The 14,235-nt window shown below is 53.0% G+C and carries 22 protein-coding genes; 3 read left to right on the top strand and 19 right to left on the bottom strand.

What is annotated here, in order from left to right; all coding sequences use genetic code 11:
- Positions 1-294: 294 nt before the first annotated feature.
- The 7 genes from FKN99_RS17295 to FKN99_RS17325 are packed head-to-tail and all read right to left on the bottom strand — an operon-like array spanning position 295 to position 3,375.
- Positions 295-624 carry a hypothetical protein gene (locus tag FKN99_RS17295; RefSeq protein ID WP_172119030.1) on the bottom strand — a complete coding sequence of 110 codons (330 nt, stop codon included), beginning with the start codon at positions 622-624 and terminating at the stop codon, positions 295-297.
- 16 nt (positions 625-640) lie between these two features.
- Positions 641-1,240 (bottom strand): hypothetical protein, encoded by a 600-nt coding sequence (locus tag FKN99_RS17300; RefSeq protein WP_172119031.1) that lies wholly within the window; start codon positions 1,238-1,240, stop codon positions 641-643.
- Positions 1,237-1,503 (bottom strand): hypothetical protein, encoded by a 267-nt coding sequence (locus tag FKN99_RS17305; protein WP_172119032.1) that lies wholly within the window; start codon positions 1,501-1,503, stop codon positions 1,237-1,239. The genes FKN99_RS17300 and FKN99_RS17305 overlap by 4 nt, the downstream gene beginning before the upstream one ends.
- Positions 1,496-2,215, bottom strand: coding sequence for a hypothetical protein (locus tag FKN99_RS17310; RefSeq protein WP_172119033.1), 720 nt, complete (start codon positions 2,213-2,215; stop codon positions 1,496-1,498). Before FKN99_RS17310 ends, FKN99_RS17305 begins: the two co-directional genes overlap by 8 nt.
- Positions 2,212-2,580, bottom strand: coding sequence for a hypothetical protein (locus FKN99_RS17315; protein WP_172119034.1), 369 nt, complete (start codon positions 2,578-2,580; stop codon positions 2,212-2,214). The genes FKN99_RS17310 and FKN99_RS17315 overlap by 4 nt, the downstream gene beginning before the upstream one ends.
- Before the next feature lie 10 nt (positions 2,581-2,590).
- Positions 2,591-3,187 (bottom strand): hypothetical protein, encoded by a 597-nt coding sequence (locus FKN99_RS17320; protein ID WP_172119035.1) that lies wholly within the window; start codon positions 3,185-3,187, stop codon positions 2,591-2,593.
- Positions 3,184-3,375, bottom strand: coding sequence for a hypothetical protein (locus FKN99_RS17325; protein ID WP_172119036.1), 192 nt, complete (start codon positions 3,373-3,375; stop codon positions 3,184-3,186). The genes FKN99_RS17320 and FKN99_RS17325 overlap by 4 nt, the downstream gene beginning before the upstream one ends.
- 176 nt (positions 3,376-3,551) lie before the next feature.
- Between FKN99_RS17325 and FKN99_RS17330 the strand changes: the two genes are divergently transcribed.
- Positions 3,552-4,178: a tyrosine-type recombinase/integrase gene (locus tag FKN99_RS17330; RefSeq protein ID WP_172119037.1), complete on the top strand. Its 627-nt coding sequence runs from the start codon at positions 3,552-3,554 to the stop codon at positions 4,176-4,178.
- Positions 4,179-4,240: 62 nt separating this feature from the next.
- On the opposite strand, the gene FKN99_RS17335 is transcribed toward FKN99_RS17330, so the two are convergent.
- The 8 genes from FKN99_RS17335 to FKN99_RS17360 all read right to left on the bottom strand — a co-directional run bounded on the left by FKN99_RS17335 (position 4,241) and on the right by FKN99_RS17360 (position 7,398).
- Positions 4,241-4,714, bottom strand: coding sequence for a hypothetical protein (locus tag FKN99_RS17335; RefSeq protein WP_172119038.1), 474 nt, complete (start codon positions 4,712-4,714; stop codon positions 4,241-4,243).
- Positions 4,715-4,773: 59 nt separating this feature from the next.
- Positions 4,774-5,247, bottom strand: coding sequence for a helix-turn-helix domain-containing protein (locus tag FKN99_RS17340; protein WP_172119039.1), 474 nt, complete (start codon positions 5,245-5,247; stop codon positions 4,774-4,776).
- Positions 5,248-5,314: 67 nt separating this feature from the next.
- Positions 5,315-5,908 carry a hypothetical protein gene (locus FKN99_RS17345; protein ID WP_172119040.1) on the bottom strand — a complete coding sequence of 198 codons (594 nt, stop codon included), beginning with the start codon at positions 5,906-5,908 and terminating at the stop codon, positions 5,315-5,317.
- A gap of 350 nt (positions 5,909-6,258) precedes the next feature.
- Complete coding sequence (locus tag FKN99_RS17350; protein WP_172119041.1) at positions 6,259-6,714, bottom strand: hypothetical protein; 456 nt, start codon at positions 6,712-6,714, stop codon at positions 6,259-6,261.
- The gene (locus FKN99_RS18025; protein WP_264757790.1) at positions 6,711-6,836 is read right to left on the bottom strand and encodes a hypothetical protein; all 126 of its coding nucleotides are present in this window, start codon (positions 6,834-6,836) and stop codon (positions 6,711-6,713) included. Before FKN99_RS18025 ends, FKN99_RS17350 begins: the two co-directional genes overlap by 4 nt.
- Entirely contained in the window at positions 6,833-6,955 is a 123-nt protein-coding gene (locus FKN99_RS18030) for a hypothetical protein (RefSeq protein ID WP_264757791.1), read from the bottom strand. The genes FKN99_RS18025 and FKN99_RS18030 overlap by 4 nt, the downstream gene beginning before the upstream one ends.
- A 79-nt stretch (positions 6,956-7,034) precedes the next feature.
- Positions 7,035-7,229, bottom strand: coding sequence for a hypothetical protein (locus tag FKN99_RS17355; RefSeq protein ID WP_172119042.1), 195 nt, complete (start codon positions 7,227-7,229; stop codon positions 7,035-7,037).
- Entirely contained in the window at positions 7,222-7,398 is a 177-nt protein-coding gene (locus tag FKN99_RS17360; RefSeq protein WP_172119043.1) for a ribbon-helix-helix protein, CopG family, read from the bottom strand. The genes FKN99_RS17355 and FKN99_RS17360 overlap by 8 nt, the downstream gene beginning before the upstream one ends.
- Positions 7,399-7,743: 345 nt before the next feature.
- Here FKN99_RS17360 and FKN99_RS17365 point away from each other — a divergent pair, with 345 nt between their 5' ends.
- Complete coding sequence (locus FKN99_RS17365) at positions 7,744-8,208, top strand: hypothetical protein (protein WP_172119044.1); 465 nt, start codon at positions 7,744-7,746, stop codon at positions 8,206-8,208.
- Positions 8,209-8,439: 231 nt separating this feature from the next.
- Positions 8,440-8,685, top strand: coding sequence for a hypothetical protein (locus tag FKN99_RS17370; RefSeq protein WP_172119045.1), 246 nt, complete (start codon positions 8,440-8,442; stop codon positions 8,683-8,685).
- 446 nt (positions 8,686-9,131) lie between these two features.
- Here the strand turns inward: FKN99_RS17370 and FKN99_RS17375 are convergent, their stop codons facing one another.
- From FKN99_RS17375 to FKN99_RS17390, 4 genes are all read right to left on the bottom strand, one after another.
- Positions 9,132-9,524 (bottom strand): hypothetical protein, encoded by a 393-nt coding sequence (locus FKN99_RS17375; protein ID WP_172119046.1) that lies wholly within the window; start codon positions 9,522-9,524, stop codon positions 9,132-9,134.
- Positions 9,525-9,649: 125 nt separating this feature from the next.
- Positions 9,650-13,189, bottom strand: a complete 3,540-nt coding sequence (locus tag FKN99_RS17380; RefSeq protein ID WP_172119047.1) for a plasmid replication protein, CyRepA1 family — start codon at positions 13,187-13,189, stop codon at positions 9,650-9,652.
- A gap of 508 nt (positions 13,190-13,697) precedes the next feature.
- Positions 13,698-13,985, bottom strand: a complete 288-nt coding sequence (locus tag FKN99_RS17385; protein WP_172119048.1) for a helix-turn-helix domain-containing protein — start codon at positions 13,983-13,985, stop codon at positions 13,698-13,700.
- Between the two features lie 15 nt (positions 13,986-14,000).
- Positions 14,001-14,235, bottom strand: a 235-nt coding sequence (locus FKN99_RS17390) for a type II toxin-antitoxin system RelE/ParE family toxin (protein WP_172119049.1), incomplete at its 5' end; no start/stop codon positions are given.

Here is a 14,235-nt window from a genome sequence, read left to right on the forward strand (position 1 = left end):
AAACCGGCCTCCTGCCTGGCGTCGTCTGGAAAGTCGCGCAGTCGGTCAATTGAGTCGCCTAGAAAGTACACATTACGGCGATTAGACACACAACGCTCCTTTCTCCTATACCGTTAACAGTATAGTGACTGATATGGAAGATGCCAGCAATAGAAAAACTGCTACCTGGGTGGTCGTTTAGCTTTAAAAGCCGCTCTCAAGGGAATAAAAGAACAAGGTATCTTTCCACCTTTAACGTGGTATGTGGTGGGAATATCGCACCTCACTTAACGAAAAAAACCGCCACAGGGGCGGTCATGCTGCTCTTTTTTGCTTCACCTTTCGCCTTTGTGGTTTAACGGGTATGCCCGCTCCATACCCACGGGCGACGCACTTTTCGATAGCACGTGCGACGGCCTCCACGTCTGCCCCCAGCGGCTCGCAAAGAATGCGTAGCTGACGTTGCTCGCTGCGTAGGTCACGTAATGCACGCCCATTGTCAGCGTTTTGACGACCTAACGCAGCGGTAAGGACGTCTTGCGCATACAGCTTCACAGCAGCGATCCACATCTTGACTGCCCCCTCGCTGCGGGGGTCGTAAGCGGCGCAACCAGCATCATGCTGTGGTTCTGTTTCGCTTTCCATTGCTACTCCGGCTGCATCAGATCGCGACGTAATTCACGCCAAGCCTCGCCTGATCGTGCGCTACTCGCTGTGATGAGCTGCTAATCTGCTGTTTTAGCCGTTCAAAACGATCATAAGACACGCCTAGCGCGTGTGAATAAACTGACTTAAGTTCTGGTGCTTGAACGCCTGCGTTTTTGGCCATGCTAGTGGCTTGGCAGGCGTGTTCGCGCACACTTTCTTCGGCCACCAGGTAATTTTTCACCTGGTTTTCCAGTGCCGTAAGCGCATCAAGGTCGATGCTGGCCAGTGCTTCCTGGGCAGTGGCAAGCGCCTCAGCGTGGGCAGTGGCGATGTTGGTCAACTTGTCGCTAACATCTGTCGATTTAAGTTCTGCCAGCGTCGCTTCTAGCGCGGTGCGACGCGTTGCCCTCTGCCGTTTGCGGGCTGAGTATAGGGTTTGTTCGGCGCGTATTTCTTCGGCCTGCTGAGGGTCTGCGCTATCGGCCTCAGCTTTAAAGTTGCGGCGCTCATAAATCAAAGCATCACTACGTTCAGCGTCTGCCAAGACGTTCAGCTCGGCTTCAATTTCAGCGATGCTCATACGTTCTGCTTGTTCCTGATGACCTGCTTTCATTGGTTTCCACTCACTTGATTAATATCGTGGTCGATACGCTTGGCCAGTGCTTCCAGGGGGTAGGCTTCGCCGTATTGTGCGGCCAGTTCACGCCCAAACTTCGCATGGCCGATTTGCAAAACGTTCACGCAATGCTGGCGCTGGAAGTCGGTTAGCTCTGGGTCATGAGCGCCCAGTACCAGGTGCCCGTAACTACCAAAACGCTCTTCAATAGCTTCTAATTCAGCGGCTTGCTGCTCTGTTAGCTGATTATTTTCATTCACTATGTTTTTCTCTTTGCTGTGTTTTGTGTATATCAGCTACTTCAGCCTGGCGTTCTTCCAGCCATTCGTCTTCACCGGCCATTTCCTGTTCATACTCTGCCGACAACGCCTCTAGCTCGTCGTCGGTCATGCCGCCTTCCGGTTCCGGCGGCTCGTAGGTGGCCAGCTCGGCACGTACGCGCTGCTGAAGCGAAAAGGGCACCGCTAACCCGGCTCTTTCTACCTGCTCGGCGGTATCGACTGCTGACAACCCTGACTTTTCGGCGTCATCAAGCACACGCGCCAGCGCAGAGGCGATGTAAGAGGGGGTGGCTTGCATACGTTCTTTTTCGACCACGAGCGCCATGATTTTGCCCATGGCCCGGTCGATCAACGACTCAAAGTTGGGGCGCTCCCGCCTGGTCGCTGTACCGCCAGCATCGGCGCGTATCTCGGTAATTGTGTAGTCGCCATGCGCTAGCTCGTCGTATTCGCTCTTAGCGTCCCAAGCGGCTTTTTCTTGCAGCAATTCGTGAAGCCGCGCTTCCTCTAACTGAATCATGTTTTCCAGGCGCTCAGGGCCGTCAGCGTCTGGCGTGACGCGCTCAACAATCTCCGGAGCGTGGTAGCGAGCATAAGCGCCATGCTTGCGAGCGGCCTGATTGCCGGGCTGGAACATTTGCAAATTCGCACGGCTGGCGGGGTGCTTGCCGCGTTTGTCGTACTCACTCACAGCGCCATACCACGTGCCAAACGCTGGGCATTGGCTTCGCGTCGCTCTTGATCTTCAACTTCTAACCCACGTAGCTGTACATAGCGCTCTACTTGCTCAAGCTTGACGTGTAGTTCGTTACGCTCGCAGATAGCGAGTAGCTGTGTTCTGTGACAATCGCGCTGATTTTCAGCGCACGCCACGTAGCGCACGCCAAAAAAGGGGGTGAAGTCGTCGGCATTAAGTAATGGGCGCGCTATTGTGATTCGATATGCGTCAATCACGCTCTGAATATTCTCAAATGTTGCTAACGGCGTACCTACTTGGTCAACATGAGGAAATTCAATAGGAAGACGCTTATTCAGCGTGGGTAGCTTTGTCGACATACTCACACTCCTATCCGAACGTTGCCGGAATATCTGACTGATTCACCGTGGTGAGGGTCTGTAACTGTATAGTCACACTGCCGCGCAAGGGGTAGCCGTCGCGACCAATTGGCCCATCCAGCTGACGGCTAACGTTGGTAATCACGCATTCGGGGTAGATAATCTGACGCCCAGCATTTAGCGTCACCTGAGGCGGTATGCGGCCACCTGGTGTTAATTCGTTCATTTCTGGCGCAATAACTTTCTCAAGCTCAATCAGCGCCGCTTGCACCTGGTTGTAGGCATCCGAAATAGCGTAAAACTCCAGCACCAGGTTAAAGTTATGCGGGGTTGTTCCGCTCCATACCTGCGTCGTGTTAAGCGTCGATTTGCTGGTTCTACCGCCCTCGATGCCGATGCCTTCCAAGGCCCCAGCCTGAATCAGACCGCCTTGTTTGCTAAACATCGAGCCCGGCGTGTCGTTCTCGAACGGGCTTTCCCATAGCGCGGTCAATTCACGGCTTGAGCCTTCCCCGATGATTCCCACGACCAGGGCATCAGGCGTCTGGATAAACGCTTTTAGATGATCGCTTAGCGTGTGGTCATTAGTGCCAACGGTGATGCTCATGGAGTGTCTTTCTGTTGGCGCAGCACTTCACATAAGACAACTAACCCAATAGCGAGCGTGTCACCTTCATTTGCGCGGCGGCGTAGTTCACGCCGGTGACTATTAAGCTGCCTAGGCGTTGGGATCGCTCGGATCAGCCCTTTCGGAATGCCAGTGCGTGGCGGGTTTGGTGGTGGGGTAGAAGCCATTCCTCACGCCTTTGTAACAAAATGTAACTAAATTGTATCTTATTGTTACAAATCCGGCAATGCCACATTTCTCACACCTTAACGGGTGGGATTGCCCATCTAAGTAAGGGGTGTTATAACTGTCCGGGTTCTGACTAAAAGCCGGACAGTTGGCAAAATAAGGCAAGGGAAAAGGCATGAATAACGCGGCATCGGGTAACGTGGTCACACTGCACCCAAACACTGAAAGCCGGACAGTTCGCACGCGGGCGGATAACGATGAAGCACGCGGGCGTAAATTTCTGTCGCGTGATGAAGTCCACCAGCTCATTACAGCGGCTAAGAAAGGCAGGTATGGCCAACGTGACGCACTGATGATTCGCCTGGCGTTTGAGCATGGGCTGCGGATTAGCGAGCTGGTGGCGCTCAAGTGGCAGCACTTTGATCTAAACAGTGGTCACACGGTCATGGTGCAGCGTGCTAAAGGGTCGCTGGATGGGACGCATCCACTCCAGGGCGACACGATCCGGGCGTTGAAGCGTTACCGCGAGGCCAGCGGGCGCCAGCATGGGTACGTGTTCGTCAATGAGCGTGGCGCGCCGGTCAGTATCGACGGGTTTAGAAAGATGTTTCACCGCCTTAGCGAGAAAGCCCTGGGGATGAAGTGGAATCCCCACGCCTTGCGTCATGCCTGCGGGGTTCACCTGATTAACAGCGGCACAGATATTCGCACGGTGCAGCAGTACATGGGGCACGCCAATATCCAAAACACGGTGCTGTACACGGCGCTTTCGGGTAAGCAGTTTGAACGGCTTGCTTTCTAGAGCAAGGTATACCGTTATCTTATATATCTTCTAAAAGATAACGGTATATGTCCATCGGCGGATTAGCGCCCTATATTTTCAGCAGTATAAACCTGCTCAGAAGTGAGTACACCGCTATCGACCAGGCGATAGGCTTCTTGCTCTTCAATTAGCGCAAATACGGGCATAAATAGATCGTCAATACCGTAGTATTGCCACATTCGAGCAAGTAACACATCTTCTTGATTGTGGTGATCTAGTCCTCCCATTGTGGTGGCATACGTTCGCAAGGTCTCACCGTAGTTATAGCCGTAATAATCAAGCAGACCATTGTAATAGTCAGTCATCTCAAGCCATGCCTCAGCGCCTTCACATTCACAGCTAACAATTCGCTCTGTCAGTTTTTGAATAAAGAAATCTTCGTCGGGAAGAGTTGCTAAGAAGTGCTGAATTTCAGCTTCATTAAGAATATTAACCGGCTGAGGTGCGGGAAAGGCATGTGCATTTATTGATGCCAGGCTTGCCGCCAAGGCAAAGCCGATGGACTGTTTAATCATTATTCTTCGTCTCTAGCTGCTAATTTTAAATAGCTAATATAACCTTTTACTTATTAAATTTAAGCTTTCGTTCGATTCTCAAATCGTTTGAGCACATCGCCAAAATCGCGCAGGGGTTCGCTGGTCTTATCTGGCACTTGGGTCAGGGTACTTTGAGCGGGTTCGATATCGGCCTGGGGTGCTGGTTCGGCGGGGGTGGCATTAGCTGGCGCTGGCAAACGCAGCAGCGCTTGTTCTAGCTGCTCGATGCGCTCGCTCATGCGCTCTATCACTGCCGTTTGCTTGCGCAATTCTTCAATTAGCGCCTGCGTGACAAGCGTGTCACCTACTGGGTCATCGCGTGTCGAATGCGTGTCACTGGTGGGTATTTTACCAGGTGGCTCTCCATAGCAGCGTATTAGCTCGGCAAGGTCTATCACGCGCTTACCATCGCCCCTCACGCCAGCAGACAAGCGGCCTGAATCAATATGGCGGTACAACGTCTTACGCTGCTTACCGTAAATCTTTGCAGCTTCGGTGATAGTGAATTGCATGGCGTGTCACCGCGTAGTCATGGCGTGTCACTGCATTGTGTGTCACTTGTGACAGCGGCGGCAACTCTCAATCAAACGTGTAACCGAGCGCCTTCACGTTGCGCCTGGCTTTTTCAGTAATTTGTTGACGCTCAAGCTCGGCGGCGCGTTGGACAACAACATCACCAATCATTTCTGGCTTAGCGCGGTGTTTCACTGTTTCTATAGGTTCGTGTCGCTGCTCAACCAGCGCAGCGGCAATGTCGGCAGCATCATCAAAGCTACGTGCTAACACTCGACGTACAGCAGGCCGGGTGACAAGGTCTGTTAACTCAAAATCCACGCCTAACAGCTCACCATACTTCCCACTCACCAGCGTAAAGCGGTATTCATCAACGTCCAGCCCAGCCACCAGAGCGGCCACGATCCGGCCTTCATCGGTCGCCAGGGTTTCCAGCGTGGCCACGGCAGCGCCGTTGCTGTCCACGGCAGCGCCGTTGCTGTCCACGGCAAGCGTTGTCAGCAGCAAAGCGGGCGGTGCCTCCACGGTGGCGTGTCGGTCTTGCTGTAGGTATCCAGCAGCCTCGCGTAGGCGTAGTGATTCACGAAACCGGGCGCTATTAGCTTCTCGGCGGGTCGATTCGATGGCGTGGCGGGGTACGTTGAAGCGGTGCTTAATCATGGCAATTATCCGGGGGTAGCGATGCCCATATTTTACCATTTTGAGAGTGGCCAAAACGATGTATCACCGCTTAATTATGAGCCTATCGCGCTATGACAAGTAATGTTAATTACTTGACTTATAAGTAATTTTTAACGAAAAATTGCAGGGTAGGCGGTTAGCGGTCACTGGGGCAGGGTGGTATGGCGTCAGTTCTGCATTGCACAAAAAAGCCCGCACTTGGCGGGCATTGGGTTGGCAGGGTGGCTTTACTTCCCTTTCAACTCCTTATTGGTGTTGCGTCCGGCCCACCAAGTCAGGCCAGCAACGGGAGCGATTAGAATTAATGCGATCAGTAGGTTATCCATTATTCATTCTCCTTGGCTGCAAGCTCGGCACGCTAATTCATCGACGGCTATTGCCACCAGGCGCTCATAGTCGCCTCGATTGCCAGCGTACTCGGTACCTAACACGCTTTTCATGATGCTTGGCGCGATCCGCTCAAGCTGGGGCAGTAAAAGCCCGGTAATGGTGCGCAATTCAATGTCGCGGCGCGCATCGTTGGCGGCGTGCGCAATACTGGTTATAAATTCTGTCGGCACGTCCAGCGCGATGTAGCCGCCTTTGCAGCGCCAGGTGATCAACTCGCCGTGGTCGCGTTTTAGCCGGTCGATGCTGTCAGTGATCTGCTGCAAGCGCTCGTCATCAGCAATGTCTAGCGCTTCATCTATCAGCGCTATCAATTCATCACGGGCGTTGCCTTGCTCGCCTATTGGGTACTCTCCAATAGCATCAGCGGCAACCTTTGCGGCGTCTTGTAGGTTCATTGGGCTGGCTCCAAGCGGGCTAATTGCAGCGCCAGATCGATGGCGGCGCGGTTCAGTGGCTGGCCACGGTAGGGGGCCAAAATGCGGCTCAAAGCGCGTAGCTGCGAGGCAGTGCATTTCATAGCAACACCTCCACGATAGCGGCTACAACGATGATGGGCAGTAGTACGACCCCGCTGTCTTGCGAAAAGCGGTATAACGCAGCGCCAAAGCGGCCCAGGGTGTTACGATATGTCTGCATTTCGGCATCTCCTTGAGTCAGTGCCGTTATGTAAGCCGGTGGTTGCGGTTGCCCCCGCTTCCATCGGCGCCTTCAATTTCTACGCGGCTTTATCGCCCGCTTCATCAAGCGCAATTTGCGCATCTTCACTGCCAAGCGCAGCTTCGGTCATCGCCTCTTCTAGCAGCAACTTACCTGCCACACTGAGTCCGTCATGCTCTATTTTGCACAGTTCTCTAAGAAGGACTGACAAGCGCTCAAAACGCCCCTGCTGCTGCTCCACATGCTCAATCATTTCTACTTCCGCTATCTATTTGATTTTCAATATACTTTGCTACGGCTTCTCGAATCACGTCGCTCACACCTGTTTTGTCGCCTGTCATTTGACGCTGCTCGCGTGCTATTGCTTCTAGCTGCTCGTAATCGCTTTCTTCCATGCGGATGGTGACGCTGCGCTTTGGCATTGGTTTTTCCTTTTGTCTTACTGTAAGACAGTATAAGCAAAGCTAAGATTAAAACAACTTAATAATTGTCAGGTTTAAAGCTGCGCGTTGTGCGAACGGTCTCGCACAACGCGATCTTGTCGCCACAGTAGAGTCGTGACGCCAGCATAGGAGATCCACAAACAACGTGAGGTCTGCCTAATGCGCGATCGTCTCGAACTACTCCATCTTTTTTTGATGCTACTGAACACTGTCCTGGATCTTCTCCAACGTCTGTCTGAGTGGTGGTCGAATATGCTATGAGCGCCTTCTGGACAGCGCTTCCCTCCTGGTGTGAACTGCTCGGACACACACCGGGAGACGTTCATGGTTGATTTCGTAGCACTTACTGGCAGCATCAAGACAGCATTCGACTTGGCTAGATCGGCAAAGGACGTTAACGACCAGGCGCGGGCAAACGTAGCCGTGATAGGCATCATGGAGCAGTTGATGGAGGTCCAATCTCAGCTGTCCTCCACGCAAGTCGAGTATCAAGCTCTCCTTGAGGAGGTATCCCGCCTGAAAAGCGAGCTTGACGATAAAAGACGATTCGACAGTTACCGCCTGGAGCGGGCGCCCATGGGCGGTTACATTCTCACGCTCAAAGCGGGGTGCGTCACAGAAGACTGCCCGCCACACTCTATCTGTCCGCGTTGCAAGGAAGATGGACGGCTATCGGTATTGACGGACACGGAATATCGCTTCGACTGCCCGGCTTGCCCATTTGTGGCCGGCAAGAAACCGCGACCACCTCGAAATCAGCGGCGTGTCGTACATTCTGGCTTCATGTAACTAATGCGTTTTGCGCTGCGTAATAAATTCAAGACAAGGCGAATAACTGGCACCGCTTTAAAAACGTCGTAAAGATGACCAGAGGCAACGTTCGGCAGTGCATGAGAGGAACTGCCAATAGTGATTAGCAAAGCGTGCAACGGAAACCACCGGCGTTGTGGCAGCCGACAAGCGAAGCACGTTAGAGTGGTGATTCTTCTTAAATCCCATTATGCAAAATGGTGCTTTTCTATGTTCAAGGATGCTATTGAAGTTCTTCGCGATGTTGACGGGTCTCTGGATGTCTATGCTCGCCATTACGCGAGCGGTACTGAGTACCAGAAGCATAAGAGTGAGGTGCTTGCCCTTCTCCGTTCAGACGCAAATAACCGCTTTCGTGATTCTAGTAAGCAGACGGAAAAAAACATTCTCCTTGCCGTTGCTGATGCTTTAGAACTGGATTATAAGCCTTACATTCCGATGGCCGAACGTGATTGAGTTTTCAAAATTAAAAACTCAAGGTAAGACGGATAATCTTAAATATCGGTCTATAGATGTGAAAATTTCACGCTAAATGGGCATGGCTTGATAACCAAGGTTATGTCGTCTAGGGTGAAAGTGTGTCGAGCAAAGGATGCTTTTGAAAGGACGACCGAGCAAGGAACGCTCGATGGGCCAAGGAGGCATGAGCAGGACGCTCATGGATGATTGCTAGGATTGCGAAGATAGAAGTTGCCCGTCCCCCAGGGGGCGGGCTTTTCTATGGCTTCCGTAAAACAACCGGAAGCGCTGAAACATAGTAATGGCAAGGCTTCCAGCAGGTTTTCTCGTTTCGCGCGTTTCTCGTATAAAACCCTTCTTAGGGGCTGGGCAGGCGATAAAAGAGAGAAGGGCCAACCTCATCATAATCACTATTATGTTGCGGTTAGCTCAGTCAGTGATATTCAGCGACCTTTTGCTTCCAGGTAGGCGTTTCTGCATGGTGGTTTACTCTGCATGCTCTTTAAATAGAGCTGCTTTACCTTCGCTATCAAATCCGGGCGTTCAGTGGTTTCGTAGTAAAAACAAGTAACATAGAAGTGACCATTGCTATCAAACCCCCATGCACCACCGTCTGAAGAATCTGTGAGGCATGAGCGAATAATGTCGCCTTCAATCTCAATCCAAGTGGCTAGCGCGCGTTCCTCCTGATAGAAGTACCGCTGCCCTTTGCTAAGCCAGGCACCGTGGTGCTTATGCCTCTGGCTGGCTCCCAGGGCTAGATGAATCCGGCGAATCTGAACGTGAAGAGGTGTTTCCTCATTTTTCAGTTGCTGCAACTGACGTTTCGTTAGCATCACGATCCCACCATATGAGTTATAGCTGGCTATCCGCGTCACAATGGATCACGGACGCCAGGTGTGACACATGGCTCATTATCCCCTAAGGGGTTAGATACCCATGTGTCACACCTTATGGTCTGCTAAGCGGTTGCAGTCTGTGGTAATCGTCGCGGTCGTAAGACAATTTGCTCACTGACCCTAGCAGCAGTAAGTGAACGTACAACAGCGCGATGAAAGTCTGGCAGTGACTCGTGCATCTCGCGTTCTAGCGTTTCCAGGGTAGTGCCCGTACGTGGCGCGGTATCCACAGAAATGACTTTGCGTGCCGCGTTGCGACTGTCTGCCCATTGCTGCATTTCGATAAGACTTCCGGCGGTAGGTTGGTAGACGCGAATAATGGGGTTTCCCTTGGCTTTCTTGTCAGGCTTGCTATCACCTTCAGGTGTGACACATGCCGTACTTCCCCCTAAGGGGTTATGGGGGAATGTGTCACACCCTGGTGACTTCGCTCGCATCCGCTTCGCCTGCATCTTGATGCCCATGCGCTCCATCATGGCCACAACTTCACGCACCGGGTAAGCAGGCAGCTTCATAGCGCGCGGCTGATGTTTATTCTCCCGGTCGGGAATCCATTCAGCATATTTTTTTGCCACGATCCCAAGGTGTGCCAGCAAGTGGCGATGCTCCATGACGCGACCCAATACCTGATTGGCAACGCCTAGCGTCAGCCAGCCATCAACATCGGTGTCGATACCTTCAAACAGCCAGCCGTAAGCCCTTGCGCAGGCTTCATAGTAACGGCGGCTAGAAAGCGACTTCCCGCTATCGTCAAAGTCGCTTACGACGCCCTGAAAGGCGCTAAAGCGATCTAGCTTAGCCACGGCACGGCCATCGTCCCAGAACGTTAAAATATCGTCGTCCAAAGGCTTTCCTTGAATGCCAAGAGCACGACGGATGCGGTGCGCTTCTAGGGTGATATTACTTAGCTCAGAACGTACCCGCTGACGTTCAAGCTCGGCGGCACGTTCATCGGTAATAATGGGCGCGTTAAGCAGGGCATCGCGCTTGGTGTCGCGGATAAAGTCGCGGGCCTCTTTCAAACGCTCGCCTACCTCCGCGATCCCCATAGGGGCATCTTCGCTTTCGCCATTTTGTTGACGTTCAAGCATCCAGCCAGCGGTCTCTAGCTGCCAAAGCAAACCGGCGGCGAAGTCAGCACGGGCGTTTTCGGCATCGGTGCGAATGCTGGCCACTAGCTCATCAAACGTAGTGACTGGCGCGGCCTTTCCTTCAATCCTGGATGCGGTCACGGCGGCGGCAATCAGCGCCTCCGGGCTTTGGTTGCCTACGGTGCTGCTATTGGCCACCAGGGCGATTTCAAAGCGCTCGATATAGCGCACGCGGCGCATTTGCTGGGCGGCATCGGCGGGTGTGGTGCGATGGCCTCCGCCAATGTAGACGCCAAGAGTGAATTTCTCGCTTTTCGGCACGTTCTCGATGACGTTACCTTTATCGTCGTGCTTCGGCTTGTGCTCAATCGATAGGCCGGAGCCGATAACCGGCGAGGCAATCACAATATCGTAGCGGCGGCTTTCGCGGTCTGCGTCGGTTAGAAAATCCCGCTGGGCTTTGTTGTCTTTGTTGTCCGCGTGAATGGCCATGATGCGTTTGCCAGGCATAGCGGCTTTGAAAAAGTGTTCCAACGCCTTGGCGCGGTCGATACTTTCCACTGCTACCCACGGCTTCCCCCCAGCGGCCAGCTCGGCCAGGGCTTCGCTTACCGCATTGGTCACGGCATCGGCGCCATAGCCATAGTGGCCGGTGATCCCCGCGTCTTTTGGTGGCATAACCTCAATCACTCGGAAGCGCTCACCAGGGCGGCAATACTCTAAAAATTCAATGGTGCGACGATCCACACCAGCATCGGCAACCACCACGCAATCGGCCTTGGCCACGATTTCTCGCAAGCGCTCGTAAACACCTTGGTTATCGGCGTACTTGGTGCTGCACGCCTTCTCTGACTCGATAAACCGCAGCACTTGGGCCACTTCGTCTATAAAAACGATATTGGCAGCGTCGATTAGCGAGGCATGGTCAGGCTTTGTAATAGACGGCAGGCAGGTAGCCAGGCCAGTGGCCGCATAAGCGGTTGATGCGCTCACATCGTCGTAATGTGTTAGCTCAAGCCGGTTAGCAAGCTCAGTTACCAAGCTTACGCGGTGACAAATAGCCAGCATGGTGTGGCCATTGGCGTTCGCCCATTCTGCCAGCGGACGACCAATGTTTTTGGTCTTACCCGCCGCCATGGGCGCTTTGACGACTATCACGCCGTGATAGTCCGCTGGGGTCAGACTAGGAACGGCACCATGAATAGGTTCATAGGCGTGGCGCTGGCCAACATCAACAGGCAGGCTAACTTGCTCAAGGGCGCGGCGTTTTCGATGGGTCTGGGCTTTATCCAGTCGATCCACGATGGCATCTAACGTTGCTGGGTGAAGGGCGCCGGGTTCAGCGTTGGCTTCTATCGCCGCTCGAATGACTTGCAGCGGCATTTGAGCGGGTGCGCGGGGTGCCAGCTTGGCGGCAATGCTGTACGCGATAGCAGCGGCTTTGCCGGGGTCTTTGATACCAACAATTTCCGTCACCAGCTCTCCAGGGGCGGCTTTGGGCAGCGTGACTGGCGACAGTAACCATGGATTGAAAACGGGCGTTTCTGATACTGGTGCAGCATTGAAAATAGTGCGCGCGGCGTCGATCCCAATATCGTTGAAGTCTTTACCAGGCACGGGCGCAAGGTAGAACGAGAGCCTTGTGCTCATAGCGGCTTTGTGGCCAGTGCCATAGGTATTAAGAGGCTTGCCAAAGGGTGCGCTGGATTTCACGGCGCTATCGTTATCGGCGGCAACAGCGTCGCCGGGGCGCCCAAGGTTAGCAGCCACAGGCACTAGATTCCCCGCGTCAAACGCCACTACGGCTTGTTTACGGGTCGCTTGATGGACGGTATAGCCGGTAGCGTAGCCTTCCACAAATAAGCGGCCTTGACCGTTGTCGGTGCCGATAAGGGTATAGCAGCCCTGCTTACGCGCGCCCTTTAGAAATCGTTTTTCGCCGTCTTTGGTAATGAATTGAAGGTTTACCAGCTCTCCAGCCGGGTCGTAGAGCGGCACTACCAACGTGCCATTACTGGGATGTTGACGTAATTCTAGGCCGTTGGGGTCGATCCCTTTCAGAATTAGGTAAGGGTGATCGGCGCCAGGTGTTTTGCAGCGGCCCCATATCCAGCGGGCACGCTCGGCTGCCTTGGTATGTTCGGCCTGTTGCTGATTGACTTGAGCGGCCTCTTTATGGGCTTTCGTGGCTTCTCGCTGCTGGCGTTTAACAGCCAAATCATCAGAATTGGGGGCTTCGCTGGCAGTATCCAGCGGGGCAATATATCCCCGGCCAGCCAGCCAGCTAAGTTGGTCGCGTGACTCAGTAAGCCCGGTTTCGCGCTCAATTAGCGCCAGCACTCCCCCGCCTTCACCGGCTTCATGGTCAAACCATGTAGCTGACTGAATATCAACGGAAAGACTGCCCTTACTTCCCCAACGCCAGCGGCTGCCATGCTTAAACGAAGGCTCTCCCAGTAGCTTAAGCGCTACTGGTTCAACTATTGCTGAAAAATCGATAAATTGCGTCACTGCTAGTCCTTAGCAGTGCTTTGCCCCTTGCATTACTTGCAAAGTAACGCGTTGAGCGACTAAACTTGAAGTTAGCAAAGCGACGTTTTGACGGTTTCACACCTGATATATCGTCGCTTTTGCTGTAAAATGACTTCACTGTTTATGCGCTGGGGTCATTAGCACACTGCAAATTGTGTCGCAGGCTGGAGGGTTTGGTCGCCGGTTCCAGTCCTGCAAAGAAACAAACAGACTCATTCTGTGCATTTAAGCCTAGCGCTTGGTCTCGCTGGGCTTTTTTGTGTCTGCACGTCTAGAATCCTCTCTTGTGGCCATGGTCAGTGGCCACAAAAACTATTTTACATGAATCGTTCATATTGTTGTGACGAGCCTGAAAATCTTCTGGGATAGCAATCGCTTAGCTAGTCCCATAATAGGAATAGTCACACTTTAAACACACATTAAAGCGGCTTTTCGCGTTTAAAGGTGAGCCGATTTCATGATTTCATCATATTTTAATTCAAAAATCTCATGCTGCTGTTTCTTCCAGGGTAACGCTCAGCTCAACATGAAGATGCGCGGACTGCGCAATCTCGACTAGCGCATCAAGGCTAAATCTCTGAATTCTTCCACGCAGCAGCTCATTAAGCCGTGGTTGTGTGATACCCAGTCGCTTGGCAGCGGCTGTTTGAGGTAGATCCCAAGAATTGACCACGTCGCTGATTTTCATCATCAGCGAGGAGCGCACCCGCATTTTAGCGGCTTGCTCTGGAGTATCTTCGATAGCATCCCATACGCACTCAAACTCGTTATTCATCTTCTTACCTCGCTGCTACGGCAGCTCTTTATAACGCTGCTGGCCTAGCTCAATGTCTTTTTTCGCTGTTTTCTGCGACTTCTTTTGAAAGCAGTGCAGCACGTATACGCGATCCTCGCGATTGGCGACATAGAACACGCGAAACGCGCCATTACTCTCGCGTATACGTATTTCCATGACACCCGCTCCAACGCTTGGCATTGGCCGAAAATCGGCAGGTAGGCCGCCAGATTGCACGCGGTCTAGCTGA

Source organism: Halomonas hibernica, assembly GCF_013183775.1.
GTDB lineage: Bacteria > Pseudomonadota > Gammaproteobacteria > Pseudomonadales > Halomonadaceae > Vreelandella > Vreelandella citrativorans.

Excerpts from the sequence above, each read along its gene's own strand:
- FKN99_RS17295 (WP_172119030.1), bottom strand. The coding sequence starts at position 624 with ATGGAAAGCGAAACAGAACCACAGCATGATGCTGGTTGCGCCGCTTAC.
- FKN99_RS17300 (WP_172119031.1), bottom strand. The coding sequence starts at position 1,240 with ATGAAAGCAGGTCATCAGGAACAAGCAGAACGTATGAGCATCGCTGAA.
- FKN99_RS17315 (WP_172119034.1), bottom strand. The coding sequence starts at position 2,580 with ATGTCGACAAAGCTACCCACGCTGAATAAGCGTCTTCCTATTGAATTT.
- FKN99_RS17320 (WP_172119035.1), bottom strand. The coding sequence starts at position 3,187 with ATGAGCATCACCGTTGGCACTAATGACCACACGCTAAGCGATCATCTA.
- FKN99_RS17325 (WP_172119036.1), bottom strand. The coding sequence starts at position 3,375 with ATGGCTTCTACCCCACCACCAAACCCGCCACGCACTGGCATTCCGAAA.
- FKN99_RS17330 (WP_172119037.1), top strand. The coding sequence starts at position 3,552 with ATGAATAACGCGGCATCGGGTAACGTGGTCACACTGCACCCAAACACT.
- FKN99_RS17335 (WP_172119038.1), bottom strand. The coding sequence starts at position 4,714 with ATGATTAAACAGTCCATCGGCTTTGCCTTGGCGGCAAGCCTGGCATCA.
- FKN99_RS17340 (WP_172119039.1), bottom strand. The coding sequence starts at position 5,247 with ATGCAATTCACTATCACCGAAGCTGCAAAGATTTACGGTAAGCAGCGT.
- FKN99_RS17345 (WP_172119040.1), bottom strand. The coding sequence starts at position 5,908 with ATGATTAAGCACCGCTTCAACGTACCCCGCCACGCCATCGAATCGACC.
- FKN99_RS17350 (WP_172119041.1), bottom strand. The coding sequence starts at position 6,714 with ATGAACCTACAAGACGCCGCAAAGGTTGCCGCTGATGCTATTGGAGAG.
- FKN99_RS18025 (WP_264757790.1), bottom strand. The coding sequence starts at position 6,836 with ATGAAATGCACTGCCTCGCAGCTACGCGCTTTGAGCCGCATTTTGGCC.
- FKN99_RS18030 (WP_264757791.1), bottom strand. The coding sequence starts at position 6,955 with ATGCAGACATATCGTAACACCCTGGGCCGCTTTGGCGCTGCGTTATAC.
- FKN99_RS17355 (WP_172119042.1), bottom strand. The coding sequence starts at position 7,229 with ATGATTGAGCATGTGGAGCAGCAGCAGGGGCGTTTTGAGCGCTTGTCA.
- FKN99_RS17360 (WP_172119043.1), bottom strand. The coding sequence starts at position 7,398 with ATGCCAAAGCGCAGCGTCACCATCCGCATGGAAGAAAGCGATTACGAG.
- FKN99_RS17365 (WP_172119044.1), top strand. The coding sequence starts at position 7,744 with ATGGTTGATTTCGTAGCACTTACTGGCAGCATCAAGACAGCATTCGAC.
- FKN99_RS17370 (WP_172119045.1), top strand. The coding sequence starts at position 8,440 with ATGTTCAAGGATGCTATTGAAGTTCTTCGCGATGTTGACGGGTCTCTG.
- FKN99_RS17375 (WP_172119046.1), bottom strand. The coding sequence starts at position 9,524 with ATGCTAACGAAACGTCAGTTGCAGCAACTGAAAAATGAGGAAACACCT.
- FKN99_RS17385 (WP_172119048.1), bottom strand. The coding sequence starts at position 13,985 with ATGAATAACGAGTTTGAGTGCGTATGGGATGCTATCGAAGATACTCCA.